This is a genomic window from Spirosoma luteum DSM 19990, assembly GCF_000374065.1.
Classification (GTDB): domain Bacteria; phylum Bacteroidota; class Bacteroidia; order Cytophagales; family Spirosomataceae; genus Spirosoma; species Spirosoma luteum.
Map to the genome: position 1 here is coordinate 1 of NZ_KB893272.1, position 16902 is coordinate 16902.

15 protein-coding genes are annotated in these 16902 nt (G+C 48.5%); all 15 read left to right on the forward strand.

The window, feature by feature from the left end:
• Window positions 1–223, forward strand: a 223-nt coding sequence (locus B156_RS29540) for a hypothetical protein (RefSeq protein WP_018621601.1), incomplete at its 5' end; no start/stop codon positions are given.
• Window positions 224–659: 436 nt separating this feature from the next.
• Complete coding sequence (locus B156_RS0120230) at window positions 660–986, forward strand: DUF6922 domain-containing protein (protein ID WP_018621602.1); 327 nt, start codon at window positions 660–662, stop codon at window positions 984–986.
• A gap of 128 nt (window positions 987–1114) precedes the next feature.
• Window positions 1115–1900: a nucleotidyl transferase AbiEii/AbiGii toxin family protein gene (locus B156_RS0120235; RefSeq protein WP_018621603.1), complete on the forward strand. Its 786-nt coding sequence runs from the start codon at window positions 1115–1117 to the stop codon at window positions 1898–1900.
• 105 nt (window positions 1901–2005) lie between these two features.
• Complete coding sequence (locus B156_RS0120240) at window positions 2006–2272, forward strand: hypothetical protein (RefSeq protein WP_018621604.1); 267 nt, start codon at window positions 2006–2008, stop codon at window positions 2270–2272.
• 128 nt (window positions 2273–2400) lie between these two features.
• A complete protein-coding gene (locus tag B156_RS0120245; protein WP_018621605.1) occupies window positions 2401–2685 on the forward strand; it encodes a hypothetical protein in 285 nt (94 codons plus the stop codon).
• Between the two features lie 317 nt (window positions 2686–3002).
• Complete coding sequence (locus B156_RS29545) at window positions 3003–8114, forward strand: DEAD/DEAH box helicase family protein (RefSeq protein WP_018621606.1); 5112 nt, start codon at window positions 3003–3005, stop codon at window positions 8112–8114.
• Window positions 8115–8433: 319 nt separating this feature from the next.
• Window positions 8434–8895 carry an adenine nucleotide alpha hydrolase family protein gene (locus B156_RS0120255; RefSeq protein WP_018621607.1) on the forward strand — a complete coding sequence of 154 codons (462 nt, stop codon included), beginning with the start codon at window positions 8434–8436 and terminating at the stop codon, window positions 8893–8895.
• Window positions 8896–9056: 161 nt separating this feature from the next.
• Window positions 9057–10109: a tyrosine-type recombinase/integrase gene (locus tag B156_RS0120260; protein WP_018621608.1), complete on the forward strand. Its 1053-nt coding sequence runs from the start codon at window positions 9057–9059 to the stop codon at window positions 10107–10109.
• A gap of 892 nt (window positions 10110–11001) precedes the next feature.
• Window positions 11002–12456: a tyrosine-type recombinase/integrase gene (locus B156_RS29550; RefSeq protein WP_169518270.1), complete on the forward strand. Its 1455-nt coding sequence runs from the start codon at window positions 11002–11004 to the stop codon at window positions 12454–12456.
• A gap of 444 nt (window positions 12457–12900) precedes the next feature.
• Entirely contained in the window at window positions 12901–13158 is a 258-nt protein-coding gene (locus tag B156_RS31965; protein ID WP_211211242.1) for a hypothetical protein, read from the forward strand.
• A 654-nt stretch (window positions 13159–13812) separates the two neighbouring features.
• Window positions 13813–14025 (forward strand): DUF2158 domain-containing protein, encoded by a 213-nt coding sequence (locus B156_RS0120275; protein WP_018621611.1) that lies wholly within the window; start codon window positions 13813–13815, stop codon window positions 14023–14025.
• A gap of 110 nt (window positions 14026–14135) precedes the next feature.
• A complete protein-coding gene (locus B156_RS0120280; RefSeq protein ID WP_018621612.1) occupies window positions 14136–14462 on the forward strand; it encodes an ArsR/SmtB family transcription factor in 327 nt (108 codons plus the stop codon).
• Between the two features lie 57 nt (window positions 14463–14519).
• Complete coding sequence (locus tag B156_RS0120285; RefSeq protein WP_018621613.1) at window positions 14520–15428, forward strand: arsenite methyltransferase; 909 nt, start codon at window positions 14520–14522, stop codon at window positions 15426–15428.
• A gap of 83 nt (window positions 15429–15511) precedes the next feature.
• Entirely contained in the window at window positions 15512–16402 is an 891-nt protein-coding gene (locus B156_RS29555) for a phosphatase PAP2 family protein (protein ID WP_018621614.1), read from the forward strand.
• Window positions 16403–16414: 12 nt separating this feature from the next.
• Window positions 16415–16900, forward strand: coding sequence for a GNAT family N-acetyltransferase (locus B156_RS0120295; protein WP_018621615.1), 486 nt, complete (start codon window positions 16415–16417; stop codon window positions 16898–16900).
• The last annotated feature ends 2 nt before the right edge of the window (window positions 16901–16902 follow it).

Here is a 16902-nt window from a genome sequence, read left to right on the forward strand (position 1 = left end):
CAAGTTGGATTTCCATGTGAACACCGCTTTGTCAGCGGTCAATATCGCCAAAATAGAGCAGGGCGTTGGTCAGCAGCCTTTTTCGATGGCTGATGTAAAGACCCTGTATCACAACAAGTTATTACTGGATCGTTTTTTTTCCATCTTACCGCAAGGCACTGAGCTGACTAAAAATGACCCTCAAGTGCGTCAACTGTATAGTTTCGGCTGTATAGCTGCTTAATTATTGACGAACTATTGACGGTATCTCAACTTACATCAAATAGTCGACCACTTATGAGAAAGGACTTTGAACAAGACAAATAGCGTGCTTATTTTGATTATAAATGGTTACCATATGCCCTGTTGATTTTTCACTACTACGTGATCGGTAATCGAATCTTACAGACTTTAAACTTACCACATCAGTTTATGGACAGAATCGTTGTTAGACTGGAGGAAACCGAAGAAGCCGGCAGTCTTTTTACCGTCACTTGGCGAATAAAACTGCTCATTTGCCACACACCTATAATTCTAAATTACTGCCTGTTAGCGCCTTAAGTCGAGACAGACCTAAAACACTTGACTACGACACCTATCTCGCTTATTTTTAAGTATTAAAGGTTTTCTTAACAACAGGACTCTGCCGGTCAACAAATCATATCTAAACGACAAAAACGATGAATGTCTCCACTGAATCCAAACCCGTTTCTCTGCAATTCAATAAACGTAGTTTTTGGGGTTTAGATACTCAAAAGATGGATATCAATAACCCAGTCGATGCGGATACGATTATAGCGAGGGTAATGGACAATGGTACGCATGAGGACCGAGCCATAGCAGTCCGTTATTTTGGTATTGAACGAATTAAACAGGCATTATTTAACGCCCCCGAACTCCAGTCGACTACCATTTCTTTCTGCAGTTTGTGGTGGAGTGTTGAGCCAACTGCTTTCCTGAGCTACCGTAAAAAAGCCGCAGAACCCATTCAATTCGTCAGTTTTTAAGAACATACTCGTAGTGAAAGCTTTCGAAAGCCTATTAATGAGCAATTATTAACGATAAATATTTTCTATATTGTCTATTGAAAATTCATTTTATAATGACAATGCGGAGTGTTTAACCTGCGTAGAAAATGATGCTGCATTATCAGAGCCTGGATACCAGTACGTTCAACGTACTTCATGAATTAATGGCGAACCCAACCCTTAAGGAGGCTGGATTTGTCCTGTGCGGAGGAACGGCACTAACGCTTCAACTGGGTCACCGCATGAGCACTGACATTGACCTCTTCAGTCCCCTTAATGTAACAGCGCCCAAGATGAAATCCTTTATGGAGAAAACCTTCGGGGACCGGTTGGATATAACGTCTATGGGTGACTTGGGAATCAGGGGCTTTTTGGACGGTGTTAAACTGGATATGATCAAGTTTCCTTACCCAATGAAGCACAGCCCGCTTGAGGTCAATGGGTTGAGAGTACTAGGTCTCGATGATGCATCGGCCATGAAACTTCATGCGGCCGCTAACCGGGGAGCCCGTCGGGATTACGTTGATTTAGCCGAGTTGCTCCAGAAAATGCCATTTGAGAGAATATTAATTAACTATCAAAAACAGTTTAACCCTTCCCCACAAGCACTTGAGCATACACGCCGGGCAATTACATTTTTTGATGATGCTGAACGTACCACTACTGCCATTGATATGCTAAATGGCCGCAGGTGGGAAACAACTAAACAGATCATCCGGCAGAGCGTCGCCAACCCACGACATATTCAACTCCTTCCCCCGCCCAAACCACCCCTGGCCGCTAATCCGCATCAACAGGGTATTCTAACAGTAAGCAACTCAACGCCAGCACTGCCAGTAACATTTCACCAGAAAGGGACTACTACAAAGCCAAGGCAATCCCCGAAACATTAATAGAGCAGTTTTCCTGAGTGAAAGCCAATAGGTAGTATATTTGATAGGATGCAGGATGCACTCCCAGACTAGTATAAAAAGGATAAACCTTACAGGGCTAAACTCATGACGGTTCACTTTGACGCAGTTAACGATTTGTACCCACAGGCTCAAATACTGGATTTGTACGAATACTATAAAGGCAGGACAAGAACCGCCGTTGCACCACTTCAGCAACCATCGGACCAGCCTCAACAGCGGGAAAAACAAATTCAGCAACTGGTTTCATCAGTCATCCAACAGGGTGCAACCCGTATCGTGCTTACCGTTCAAGACCCAAATGGGACGGTCTATCATCCGGACTTTAAAACAGATGAATTAATTTGGCACTGAGTCAATTTTCCGGTATAAGTAACGGGACAGAGGGGATAAGTCTTTTGTATTACTCTGACTGTTAACTGTTTAACTTCGGTTGACGCTAATAATTTACTATCTTTAGTAAATCAATAATCGTGACCGCTATGACTACTCAACAAGCCTCTCTACTTAGGGATGCCAACCAACACGGTATTCAATACATCAACAATAAACTGGTTATGCCAACCGTATTGATCGGTGAGGGTAAGTATTATTTGGCCTTCAATGAGTCAGTTGATGTTGTCCAGAAAGCTACGGGTAGCTTTTTCTGCGTAGGGGAAGCGGATGTTTACACTGCGTTTCCCAAAGCCTGGCTTATTGATCGAAATTTGCTACACATCATCAGAAAACTTTCGAACGGTAAAGTACTCGTTGTTGATTCCTTGTAAGGAATTACCTGAATCCCATCATAGCAATGAGCCAGCTACCAGGCTCATTGCTGATTTATTCAAACGCTACCGAATCTACTGACAGTAGTACGTGCCAGGCGGCAGGGATTAAGCAAAGAACTACTGCACCACACTATATTACACAATACCATTTTATTAAACGTATAGAAAATACCGTTAGGCACAGACACCCTCACCACAATAGGGAATAAGGGGAAAAGCGGCTAATCGCTTTCGTATATTTGATTTTATAGTTGTTCTTTTGAAAATAAAGGCGTATTTTAGTAATAGATAATCGCAACAAATACGCCCTTTTAATGAACCGCTCCGTAAAGAAAAAAACGACGGCTGGACAATCTTTGTACCAGCAGTTGAGCATCTTTGATTCCATTGGGTTTGATGCCCTGACTAAAGAGGTCGTCAGCCAGCTTACTCAGCCAACTGCGCTTGCGGCTTCTGGACTGCTTGACGCAATCCCCCCCCTGCATTCCTATTTCCGAATTAATCATAATACGGTATTAACCCCTTTTGGAGAAAAGGCCAAATTAATTGCCAACGTCACGGCTATCCGGTTAGCAAAACAATTACTGCGGGAAGATCGACCGGCTACCGACGACGAAAAAAAGCTGTTAGTTCAGTTTTCAGGCTGGGGGGAACTGGCAAACGTGTGGAATCTGGAAGCCTTTGCCGAGTACGGAGAAGCTACCGCCCAGCTCTCGCCCATGAGCGCCGAGGTGGAACGTTGGGGTAAACGCTATTATAAAGCACGTTTGGAACTAGGGGAACTGTTATCTGATGAAGAAATAGAACGTGCTTCCCAATCAACGCTAAATGCGTATTATACCAGTCATACCGTTATCAAAGCCATCTGGCAAGCCGTTGTTTCAATGGGATTTACCGGAGGGCGCATAGTAGAGCCCGCGGCGGGTAGTGGTCATTTTATTGGTGCCATGCCGGACAATTTACGTCAGCAAAGCCGCGTAACGGCTATCGAAAAGGATACGCTGTCGGCGCAGATTCTAGGGTTGCTGTATCCTGAACTTGAAACCCACGTGAGCGGGTTTGAGGACGTACAGATTCAGCCTGAAAGTATTGATTTAGTCATTGGAAATGTACCCTTTGGCAACTACAAAGTGTACGACCGTCACAATCGGGATTTATCCGATCTACCAATTCATAATTACTTTATTGGTCGTTCAGCCCGGTTAATTCGGGAAGGGGGGTTACTGGCTCTGATAACCTCAGCGGGAACGCTGGATAGTGGAAGCCGTAAGTTTCGCCAACACTTGCATCGGGAAGGAATGGAACTGGTAGGGGCTATCCGGTTGCCAAGTTGTGCGTTTGAGCAAAACGCAGGTACAGAAGTAACGACCGATATTTTATTTATGCAAAAGTGCGTAGCTAGTGTACGCCGGTTTAGCCAATTTTCATTTGTCGGAACAACGACTGTACGCACGATAGCCCCGGTCGATGAAGAAACCGAAATTGCAAAATCGATTATCATTAATGAGTATTTTGCCGAGCGGCCTGCAATGATGCTGGGTGAAATGTTTCTGGCCGAAGAAATTGGCAAAGGCGGTTTATACCGGGGAGATTCCCAAACGTTATTTCTGGCTAATCCCAACGAATTGACCACTCGTCTTGACGGCGCATTAACCCTTTTGCCAACAGCCATTTTTAAACCCCTTAACCGGAACCCATTTGGCGAATTGGGCCGTATGGCGGTGAATGGCTATGCAGGACGCGTAAACATCAAAGGGCGCAGTTTTACCCAATCCCTGATTATCCGCGAGTACGAGACCTTAAAAGCCGCCTTCTCCGCGTTGCTACGTGCGGAACTGAACGCAGAAGCCGATGTTGTTATCGACCCATTGCGGCAGGCATTAAACAACGAATATTACCGCTTTACGGGTTGTTTCGGTAGGCTTAATAAAAACCGCTCAATTGCTTTTCTGGAAGGGTACGACCCTAAATTTTTGATGGTTCAGGCCCTTGAACTGATTGAAAAAGGAAAGGACGGAAAAGATGTCATTAGCAAATCGGCTATTCTGACCGAGCGGGTTTATCCGCTCCGTCCCTTGTCAGTGGTCGAAACCGCCGAGGATGCATTACGGGTTTCCCTTTATGAGTGCGGACGCATAGACAGCGCCTTTATAGCGGCAAAATTAACCAAAACAGTTTCCGAAGTTGAGCATGAATTAATCACAAAACGATTGGTTTTTCGACACCCGGCGACTGATAAGTTGATTAATCGTGACACGTATTTGTCAGGGGATATTCGGGAGAAGATAGTACAGGCAAGATTATGGCTGGATCAGAAACCAGCATTACAGGCCAACATTCTTGCCCTGGAAGCTGTCATGCCCCCAACGGTTCCGCTCTCATTAATCACTTTCCAGTTAGGTTCCGTCTGGCTACCAGCCGAACTAATTACGGGATGGGTAAAGCACGAACTTGAACTGGATATACGCTTACGGTATAACGACCAGTCCTGTGCGTATGATCTTACGGTCAACAATCCGTACGCGGTGAAAAACCGATCTATGGGAACGGCAGAACGTAAAGCATCTGATTTGATCGAATCCGCGCTTAATGGACGTAGCGTCGTAGTTACAAAAACCATTCTTGACGCAGAAGGTAATAAGCGGGAGATTAAAGACATTGAAGCCACTTCACAGGCCGTACAAGCGCAGGAAGTCCTACAGGAGCTGTTTATTGACTACTGCCGGACAAACTACGTGGAACGCATAGAAAAAGCGTTTAATGACCGTTTTAACGGCCACGTATTTAAAACGTACCACCGGCCACAGGTTGCCCATTATCCCGGTGCCAGTCCGTTCATTTTTTTGCGGAACCACCAGTTTAAAGGCGTTGAACGGATAAAGGATGAGGATACCATGTTGGCCCATGAAGTAGGTACGGGTAAGACCTTTACCATGATTTCAGCGGCAATGGAAATGATACGGCTAGGGCGATTGTCGAAGGTCATTATTGCCGTGCAAAATTCAACGGTAAGGGATTTTGCTAGAGCGTGGCGAACGTTGTATCCGTCCGCGTTAATTTATGTACCGGAGAAATCCGATCTGGAAACCACCAATCGAAAACGGTTTCTACAACGCATTGCCACCAATAAATTTGATGGAATTGTTTTACCGCAATCATTCTTGAAATTAATACCTTCCGACCCGACCGCTGAGGAAGAATTGATCAGTGAAGAAATTGCCCGAATTGAAGCGCAGGGCAGTTCATCCAGAGAAGACCAACGCGCCAGTAAAAAGCGCATTAAGGCGCTGAACAAATTAAAACTGAGCGTTGAGGTCAGGCGCAAAGCGCAGGCCGACCGCAAGCAGGACGATATTTTACATTTCGCGCAGTTAGGTGTAGATGGTTTATTCTTAGACGAGGCCCACAAATATAAGCGCTACGGCTTCCACACGCACCGCCGAAATGTTAAAGGGATCGATTCGGAGGGGTCACAAGATGCATTCCAGGCAATGGCAAAATGCCGGACAATTCAACGCAAAGGGGGGCGGGTTGTACTGGCTACGGGTACGCCGATCAGTAACACTATGGCCGAGGCATGGACGATGCTACGCTACCTTGCCATTGACCGGTTGGAATCCCTGCAACTGACTACGTTTGACCAGTTTGCGGGCACCTTTGGACAAATTATTCCATCGTTTGAGTTAACACCGGGCGGCCAGTTTAAGGCAATTGAACGGTTCGCAAAATTTGTGAATGTTCAACAGTTATCAGACCTCTACCGAAGTCACGTTGACGTCGTGCTGAATGAGGATGTAGTTGAGTTTAAGGAAGACGCCACCTTACCCGTTCTTAAGGAGCAAACCCAAACCCAGGAAGACGGTAGCCAGCGCATAGAACCCGGTTATACCCGTATTTTATTGCCCCAAACAGAAGGGATTGCGGCAGAATTAAACGTGGTCCGACAGACGCTATCCTGGTACGAAAAATTGTCGGGCAAGCAGAAAAAGGAAAACGCTCACGTTCCGTTAGTCATGTTCGGGCAGGCCAAAAAAGCCACCCTCGACATTCGGTTACTATCGGTTAGTAATCCCGACGAAGACGGTTCTAAAGTTAACCGCGCCGTAGCTGAACTATTCAGCCGCTATGTTCAGACCGCATCTTATAAAGGAACGCAACTTGTGTTTTCCGATTTGTACCAGAGCCCGGCCACTACGGACGAATTTTGGGACGACGAACAACGCTACCCAAATCCTGATTTTGGCAAACCTCGTTTCAACCTGTTTGAGGATATAAAGGCTAAATTAATCGCATTAGGCGTAGAAGCTAATCAGATTGCTATAGTTCCAGCAGACGCCAATAAGCGGGAACCTATCTTTCAAAATGTAAGAACCGGCGACGTACGGATATTATTAGGGTCATCGGAACGCATGGGCGTAGGAGTAAACGTTCAGGAACGCCTATACGCGGTTCACCACCTCGACGCCCCCGCACGGCCAACGGATTTCGGCCAGCGTAACGGGCGAATCCTTCGCCAAGGAAACTTACATGCGCTTTGGAAAATACCAGTAGAAATTTTGACCTACGGCGTGGAACGAACCCTGGATGCAACCGCTTATGGCCGGTTGGCAATCAAACAGAAGTTTATTAATCAGGTCCTAAAAGGCACCAATTTAACCGATTCTATCAGTGATGTTTCGTCCGATGATGATTTTTCGTCCATGTCATTTGACCAGATGATGGCAACGCTTTCGGGTAGTCAATACGCCTTGATGTACACGGCACAAAACCATGAGCTTACGCGCCTGAAACAGCAGAAAAAGAACTGGAAACGGACGTTGATAGACGCGCAGGGAATGATTGAACGAAACCGAAACGTAGTAAACAAACTACTTGCCCAGCTCCCTCAACTGGACCTGGAAGCTGAGATAATAGGCGGTAAATTTCCCAATGGATTTACGGTTGACAGCGTAGAATTTGCGGGTAAAATGTACTCGGAGAAGTGGGGACATGATTTAGAAGATTATTTTCTTCGGTTAAGACACCTTGCTAAACGGGGAGCCGAAGCGCGGGGAACGCTGAAAATAAATGGATTAACGATTGGCTTACAGGGACTGCTTATAGTTGACGATTTTACAGAGCCTACCTATGGAATTGAGTACAGTTGGGGATTGAGTTTAATGGTTGCTATAAAACACGCCAGCGGCTTAATTCCATCCCTACGAGCTAATTTAGAACGGATTACGGATGCGCCAGTATCGGCCCGGCAGTCTATAGCGTACAGTCAGCAGGTAATCGATGAATACAGCCCCCGACTAACGCAAACCTTCAAACGGCAGGCTGAATTAGACGCGCTCGAAGAATCCGTGCAACAGCTACAGCAACTTTTAGAGGCCGAAAGTAACGCGAGTAATCTACAGACGGAAGCCTTACCCGTTGCGGCTTAACTACCCTTGTCCGTTGTGTATCCCGGTGGGTATACAACGGACAACAACCGCCCCTACAACACTACACCATCATTACACAGACACTCTACAAACACAACACGAAATTCACAAAGTGATAAAGGGGGGGAGGACGGGCTTATAAGAGTGCTAAGCCATTCATTCTGTTGCTCCTTCTAATTCGATTGATTATATTTATATAGCTGATAGACAAAGGTTTATCGTTTATAAACAGTGTCAAGTGGTCCTGCCTCCCTTCATTTAATCGGTCGATCAATTCATAAACATATAAACGGTCGATTTACCGGCTGCCTGCTCGTCTATGTGGAAACGGAATGCTAAGTTGGGCCTGCTAACTAAACCCACTATTGTCTTATTTGTGGGGGGGGGGCAGGATTCGGTGGCTCTCTTACTGAAGTATTATTATGATGTTGCGTTTAGTCGCCAGTTTGTTCAAGGCCACTTTGTTTGTATCATGGCGGATACCGGTAACGAGTTTCCCAAAACAATGGCGTACGTAGCCAGCTTGCAGCACTGGTGTCAACAAGTCGGCATTGAATTTTACCTTATAAGCGCGGATATGGGGTATCATGGCCGTACCTGGCAAAGCCTGATGCACCAGATGGGAAAAAATAATACTATCATGGGTGTAGGCTTTCAAAAGTCCTGTACCGATCAGTTGAAGGTCCAAGTCTGTTACCGGTTTTTAGGTGACTGGCTACGCCAGGCCTACGGCTTTAAAGCGATTGGGCACAAAGTGTATTATGAGTACAAAGCTCATTAACAGTTATGTGGAATAAGAAAAAACAGATTTATTCCCTTGCTTTTCGATCTGATTTTTTCCAACTTCGCTAACTACCTACACCGTCTGGGATCATCTTCAGATCCATTTTATTTTAAGCCACGTTACCTCCAGGCTTTAACAACTTTTTCCGATGGTTGGCTATGGACACGAATTGGATTCAGCGTTTTCCCCTGTTATATGCCTTGCCGGCGGCCGAACACTGGTTCTCGATCCAGATCAACTTAGGCTTGGCCAATGCTACTATTGATGCCTATGGCCGAAACCTGGTTGACTACCTACGGTTTTGTCTGCAGCAAAGCATGGTCATCGAGACTGCGACTCGGGAACATATTGCCCACTACGTCCATCACTTAGCGAATCAACCCTTAGCTCGTCCAACGGCCGAGCGTCAAGTGGGGTTAGCCAATGCCACCATGCAGCAGCGGCTGGTGACCGTTCGCTTGTTCTATGATTTTTTGGTCGAGGAGGGGATTCGTACTCAGGATAACCCAGTGCGACGGGGGGTGTACACGCCCTACAAGGGCTTCGCAGGCTATCGGGATCGGGGTTTGATTCCCCACTATCAGAAGCTGCCCTGGATTCCTTCTGATGAGGATTGGAACCAGTTAATGACATACCTAAAGACCGAGACCCTGCGTAATCGGTTAATGTTTGCCCTCTCCTACGATGCTGGCCTGCGTCGTGAGGAAGTGTGCTCTCTGCAAACCGGCGACATTGACCCCTCTCGACGGCTCATAACGCTACGTGCCGAAGCGACCAAAGGCCGACGCAGCCGAGTAGTACCCTATTCGGTCGCAACAGGTGAGCTCTACATGGCCTATTTACGACAACGTCAGAGTCTAAGTCGGAACCGTGGTCCCCTGTTTTTGTCTGAGTCACGGCGCAATCGAAGTATGCCTATCAGCATCTGGACCTGGTCGAAAGCGGTTCAGACTATCGCCCGAAAAGCCGAGCTGCTCCGATTCACTTCCCATACACTACGCCATCTATGCTTAACCGACTTAGCGCGGGCCGGTTGGGACATCCACGAAATTGCTCAATTCGCGGGTCACCGGCATACCGATACGACCCTGATTTACATTCACCTCAGCGGTCGAGACTTAGCTGACCGCTTTCAGCGGAGTATGAACTCGATCCATGTTCAACGCTTGGCATTGTTACACGGGATTACGTCTACGATTGACCCCAACTGACCCTATGAAAGCTTTTCCACCAACCAACTGGCTGGACTTGATACCACCTAGTCATCTAACTCCTGTCCTGACCGAAGAGGAACAAGCCGCCTTAGTGCAACGGAAGATGTATCGTCAGGCACACCGGTATGGGTGTATGGCTGAATGCCAGAAGCAGCACTTGGGGCGTCTGGTTGCTCCTTTTAACCTGATACATTCCCGAGTCGGGGGGTGTCAGGATGAGTATCAACTCGCCCTGAACACCTTAATGACCGAGATGCACCAACGTCAGACGCCTTGGTGGACTTGGCTGGAAGGGGAATGGTGCCAGATCCTGAGCACCAGCGGAACCAAGTTTAGTCAAAGGTACGGCCTTCGTAGTAATGGGAGTTCAGGACGTCTGCTGTTGCTGGCGTGTGCCTATTTACCCGGCAATTTTAGCGCCTTTTCCCAGTACGGATTTTTAGAACAGATTTTTTTTGCTAAGCGGGTGTTCGGCACCGAGCCAGTCCAGGCGGCCACCCAAAGAGTAGCCACCAAGATGAAGCAGATGGGTATGGGCCAATCATTGATTGAGAATAGCATGCCTATCGTTTTAGCCTACTCAATGCTATTAGCTCGCAGTACCGATCTGGGTGACCTATCCACAGATTTGTTGAGGCGAGTACGGCAGGAGATGGACCCTTCCCCCCGTCGGTCCTGTGTTCCACTTTCCCGGGCGTTATACCAATTAGGTGTTCTGACCCAACCCTTAGAACTAACTCCAATGGGTTGTCGTCCCCGCGCCGGAGTTAACGATGCCGTTTCAACCGAGTGGGTAAGCTGGTGTGAACGATGGCGAGCGGCCTCGACGGTCGTTCCTCAGTGCCGGGACGCTAAGGTTGTTGTCTTGATCAAGGTCGGGCGCTGGTTAATGGCCCAACACCCCCAGATTACTTCTCCTGAGCAGTGGTCACGGGATCTGGCCGCTCAATGGGTGGTGGCAGTTGATCGAATGGTTGTCGGTGAGTGGAACCATCCAGAGGCTGCTCCCCATCCTTTAGCGGGCAAGCCCCTCATGACCAACACCAAGTGCACTTATATCGCTACCGTACGCACCTTCTTTTTTGACTGTCAACGGTGGGGGTGGATACCGGTTCGCTTTGACCCCCAACGGAGTATCATCACCCCTCGCTCACTAAAAGCCCAACGGGGTCCTAACCCACGGGTGATAGCCGATGACATATGGGCCAAACTGATGAGCGCTGGTCTCACCTTGACGCAGGCTGACCTGCCCCTTTGTCTGCACCAGGTTTTGCCCAAAGGCCATCCCGCCAAGGCACAACGGGTTCTTCAACCGCAACCGCAACCCTGGTACCCATTTGAACTGGTTCGGGCAATTACTCTAACTTGGTTGTTTGGTGGCCTACGTTCTGACGAGATTAAGCGCTTGCGAGTAGGCTGTGTCCGATGGCAAGCGCCAGACCCTTCTTCGGTTAACAGTTCAACCAATAATAGACCGATATGCCTTTTGGAGGTACCTGTTAACAAGACCGGTCGGTCGTTTGTCAAGCCGGTGGACAGTTTGATGGGCGAAGCGATCAATACCTGGGAGCAAGTTCGGCCTAATGCATTGGACAGTTGGGACACTAAAACGGGGGAGAGTGTTCAGTTCCTGTTTATTTACCGAGGGAAGCGAATTGGCAATACGTACCTTAATACTACTCTTATTCCCATGCTCTGCCGGAAAGCCGGTGTGCCAGAAAAAGATGCTCGCGGTCCCATTACCTCTCACCGAGCTCGCTCGACCATCGCCACCCAACTTTATAACGCCCGTGAGCCAATGAGTTTGTTTGAGTTGCAGGCCTGGTTAGGTCACCACTCGCCGGACTCTACCCAACAATACGCAAAGATTACGCCGACGAAATTGACCAAAGCTTACCGGGATGCTGGATACTTTGATCGGAACGTGAGGATGATCGAAGTGTTGCTGGATCAAGATGCCATTCAAAGCGGAGCGGCTGCCAACGGGGAGCCTTGGAAGTACTATGATTTAGGCCATGGTTACTGTACGTATGATTTCTTCGATCAATGTCCCCACCGTATGGCCTGCGCCAAATGCTCGTTCTATCGCCCCAAGACCTCGTCCAAGGGTCCGTTGTTGGAGGGCAAAGCCTATTTGCAACGAATGCTGCAGATGATTCCTCTACTAGAGGATGAACGGGCCGCCGTCGAAGATACAGTTGGGGCCATGGATGCACTATTGCACCGCTTAGTGGATGTACCCATGCCTGACGGCCAGCGACCTATTAAATCGACTAGTTTAAGTCCCTTACCAGTTATCAATCAGCACAGAGCTCTCTCGTCTGAGGAAACAAAAACCGACTAAGTACAGGTATCTAATATAATCAATATTGATTCTTGTCAATCAAAATCAGCCTAAGTTGATCTATTATCTTAAATGGCACGCACTCCCTACGTTGTCTTTTTCCGTATTTGAAATTGCACTGTTCAATAGATAATAAGAGTAGAAATATATGTATTAATGATAGCAATCTCTTATTCCACATAATACGGGAAATTGGTAAGCTGGATTGGATTCGCGGCCGGCGAAGAAAAACGAATTGAAAAGGCAATCGTTCAAAAACCGGTTGTCATCGGCGAGACACTACCCGTATTTGAACAGCAATCCCAAAAAACGGATAGTATTCCAGTATGGCGGCAGGTTTGCGTTCGTCATGAATACCCACTGGTCCACTTAGGGTTGAACCGGGCAGCCTGTCAACAATTAATTGCCAATTATGGCCATCAGGTCCCCATCCCATCAAACTGTATGATGTGCCCGTTTCAAAGTCCCGCTGAGATCGTCTATTTATACAGAGCGTTCCCTTCTACCTGGTCTTACTGGGTTGAGCGAGAGCAAGCGAAACTGGATAAGTTCAAGGATAAAAAAACAAATTTGGGCGTGAAAGGAAAACTTACCCTGACGGAGTTTCTACAAAAAGCCTTGACTACGTATAACGACTGGTCGTTAGAAGAACTTGAATCGTACCGTTTCTCCCACGGCCACTGCGTGATGAGTCGTTATTAATTCCTTTCCCCTTTTTAGCTGTGAATGAAGATAAACATCTACCCGCCGTTGACAATACTCATCAGGCAAAGCGGGGTATCTTAAGTTATAGGGTAAATCTAAAATACGGACCAAATTCGTCATTTGGGGAAAAATCAGTCTCACAAACTCAGCTAAAATGTGAGATTTCGATTTTGATTAGTGAGATAACATTTTGAGACTTCATATTATTTAGATTGTCCTTTCGAAGACAATAATCATCTACATCACCTAAAACGGGCGTTTTAAGTAACGGTTTCTTACCGGTTATTCGCTACGTAATATTGGGCATGACCAAGCAAAGAAGTTGGAAACGGTGGGCCGTCGCGGGCCACTGCGGCAAAATTCCGACCAATGCAGTGTGCCGCATATGATCAAAAGGTGGATCATGTAACTTAACACAAGAAAGGTGTGCTGAAATAGACGCTTGGTTAGATAACAAATTTGACCATGAATCTCTTATCTGTGCCAATTTGACTCTTTACTTGCCCAAGTAGTAGTGTACTGCCTGAATCTCCTGTTTCGCATCTCCTATTCCGTTCGATAAGATTAAGGTTCAGGCACTTGAAGACGTACTGTATTTGACTACTTTAGCTTCCCATTAGCATGGCATCCGAATCTTAATTATTCGTAGACATGGCAGCACTGGATCTGGGCGATGTCGTCCAACTGCGGACCGGTAGTCCGCCGATGATTGTCGTTGAGTACGCTACACAGGACATTCGTCACGCCGGATGGTTACATTCAAATCAGTGGATCGAAGACCCGGATAGCTTCATCTGTATCTGGTGGGAAAGCGATGTGCGTTACCAGGGCTTGTTCTCCCGGTACCAGTTGGAGAAGTCGTAAACCAAATCGGCTAACCCCCTTCTCGTTCCCTTCCCCAAAGTGATTGACGAAAAGACAAAAATTATTCATCGCAATATTGCGATATAGATAGAATCGCTTACCTTTGACGCATGGGAGTGACCAAAACTGAAGTATTTACGGCGGAACAAAACCGGGTCGCTGAACTCGCGAAGGCCTTCGCTCATCCGGCACGAGTGGCCATCCTGCAACTGCTGGCCCAGAAAAAGGCCTGCATTTGTGGTGATTTGGTAGATGAATTACCGCTGGCGCAGGCTACCGTCTCTCAGCACCTGAAAGAACTCAAGCGCATTGGTATTATCCAGGGCGATATTGATCCGCCCCGCGTGTGTTACTGCATCAACGAACCTGTCTGGGAAGAAGCCCGGCAAGCGTTCGGGGGGGTGTTCGACCTGTTATTAGTTAAGGCCTGCTGCTGACGAGCACTTATTTTTTGACCTATCAAATCGTAATATCACAATAAACCAATAAACAAGATGACAACCGATCAACAAGCGAGCGATAACGCACTCAAGAACGTCGTGCAGGAAGCTTATGGCACAATCGCTACTCAGACGCGGGAATACAATGCGGCCTCCTGCTGCGGAGCCGGACCCAGCGTGGCCGGACACGGCATCATGGCCGATGATTATACCCAACTGGCCGGGTACGTCGCTGATGCGGATCTGGGCTTAGGGTGTGGCCTTCCCACACAGTTTGCTCGTATCAAACCCGGCGACACCGTGATCGACCTGGGGTCGGGAGCCGGAAACGATTGCTTTGTCGCCCGGCAGGAAACCGGCCCGGCAGGTAAGGTGATTGGGATAGACTTCACCGATGCCATGATTAGCCGGGCCCGCCAGAACGCGGATGCATTAGGGTTCAACAACGTTGAATTCCGGTCCGGCGACATTGAGCAGATGCCGGTAAGCAGCCAGATGGCCGATGTGGTGGTGAGCAACTGCGTCCTCAATCTGGTACCCAACAAAGCGGCCGTGTTTGCGGAGATATTCCGGGTACTGAAAGCCGGTGGCCACTTCAGCATTTCCGACATCGTATTAGTCGGTGAATTACCTGACAACCTCCGCCAGGCCGCCAATATGTACGCGGGCTGTGTGTCCGGTGCTATTCAGAAAGCGGATTATCTGCAACTCATCGAGACCGCTGGATTTACGAACATGACCCTGCAAAAGGAGAAGACTATCTTCTTGCCTGATGAACTCTTGATGGCCTACCTGACGACTGACGAGATAGCGGCATTCAGAGCCTCGGGTACCGGGATTGTCAGCATTACCGCCTACGCCGAAAAACCGGTTGTGACGGGTACGGTAAGGATACCGGTTCAACTGATCGATGTGATGCCCGCTTCTGGTTCTGTCTGTCAGCCGGGCGGTGGTTGTTGCTAAGGCATTCATTATCACCGGCAGGGTATTATTATTTTGCCGGTGAATGATCATTGATTTTATCACCTCACTACCTTATCATAACTATGAACTACCGTCTACTGTTGTTTCTCGCGCTGGCGCGATTATTTACTACGGCTTCGGCCCAGACCAGACCTACCGTTCCCATATCGGGCCAGTACCAGCGGCTGGCCGGGATTGATCGGCGGGTTAATCCCGCGCGGGCCAGTATGGACACGGTTCACTTTTTGCTCAAGGATGCCAGTAAGGGTTCTTTTGTGAGTACCCGGCTGCGAGGTGTTTACCTACCCGCCGACGTACCCACGTTGCTGACCGTACCAGCTCCACCCGCCAATTCATCAGATCAGACCCACGCCGAACTGGATTACCTGCTCGACCTACAGGCGAATCGAACACCCGCCGAGGTTGAACACTACACCAAATTAGCCGCTATCTACCATAGTCCCACGGTCAGTAATCCATACGATCCCGATTACATCCGAAACTGGACCAGCCTGTGTCATGTGGGTAGTCCCCTCGGCGATTGGTATACGTATCAGAATGTGCCCCTGACGGCCGCGTTGCTGTCCGGCGTTTACCAGGATGCGACCTATTACTTTTTTACGCTCAAATACCGCTACCTGCGCCCCCGTCCCTACGCCCTTGAACCTAGGTTACAGCCCGTCGAGCGGCCCGGTCACCCGGCGTATCCCAGCGGTCATTCAGCGGCTTCCTACGCCAACGCCTACGTGATGAGCGAACTAGCTCCTGACCTGACTTCGGAGTTCGTTAGGATGGCGGCTGAGATGGCGTATTCCCGTGAGGTGATTAGTGTACACTATCCGAGTGATTCGGAAGTGTCGCGGGGATGGGCTCGTCGGTTTGTGAATGAACTCCTGAAGCAGCCCAGTTTTCAGGCGGATCTGGCCAAAGCGAAAGCCGAAATTGCGGCCAAACGGTCCTTAGCCAATCGATAAACAAATCCCGCTATGACGATACGCACCGCTCGGCCGGAAGACTGGCCCGCATTAGTCTTAATCTACCAGCAAGGCATCGACACCGGTCAGGCTACGTTTGAGACACAGGCCCCGCCCCCAGACGAGATGGCCATTAAATACTTGCCCGCTCCGCAACTCGTGGCCGAGCAGAACGGCGCGGTCATTGGGTACGCGCTGTTATCAGCCGTATCGGGCCGCTGCGTCTATGGGGGCGTGGCCGAGGTGAGTGTTTACGTCGGCGCTACGGCGCGGGGGCAGGGCATTGGTGGCCAGCTCCTTGACCGGCTGATTACCGACAGTGAGACCCTTGGATTCTGGACGTTACAGGCTGGTATTTTCACCGAGAACACTGCCAGTGTCGCCCTGCACCACCGACACGGATTTCGGACTATCGGATACCGGGAAAAACTGGGGCAGCACAATGGTGTTTGGCGGGATGTGCTACTGCTTGAGCGCCGGAGCCTGGTCGTTGGCTGAAG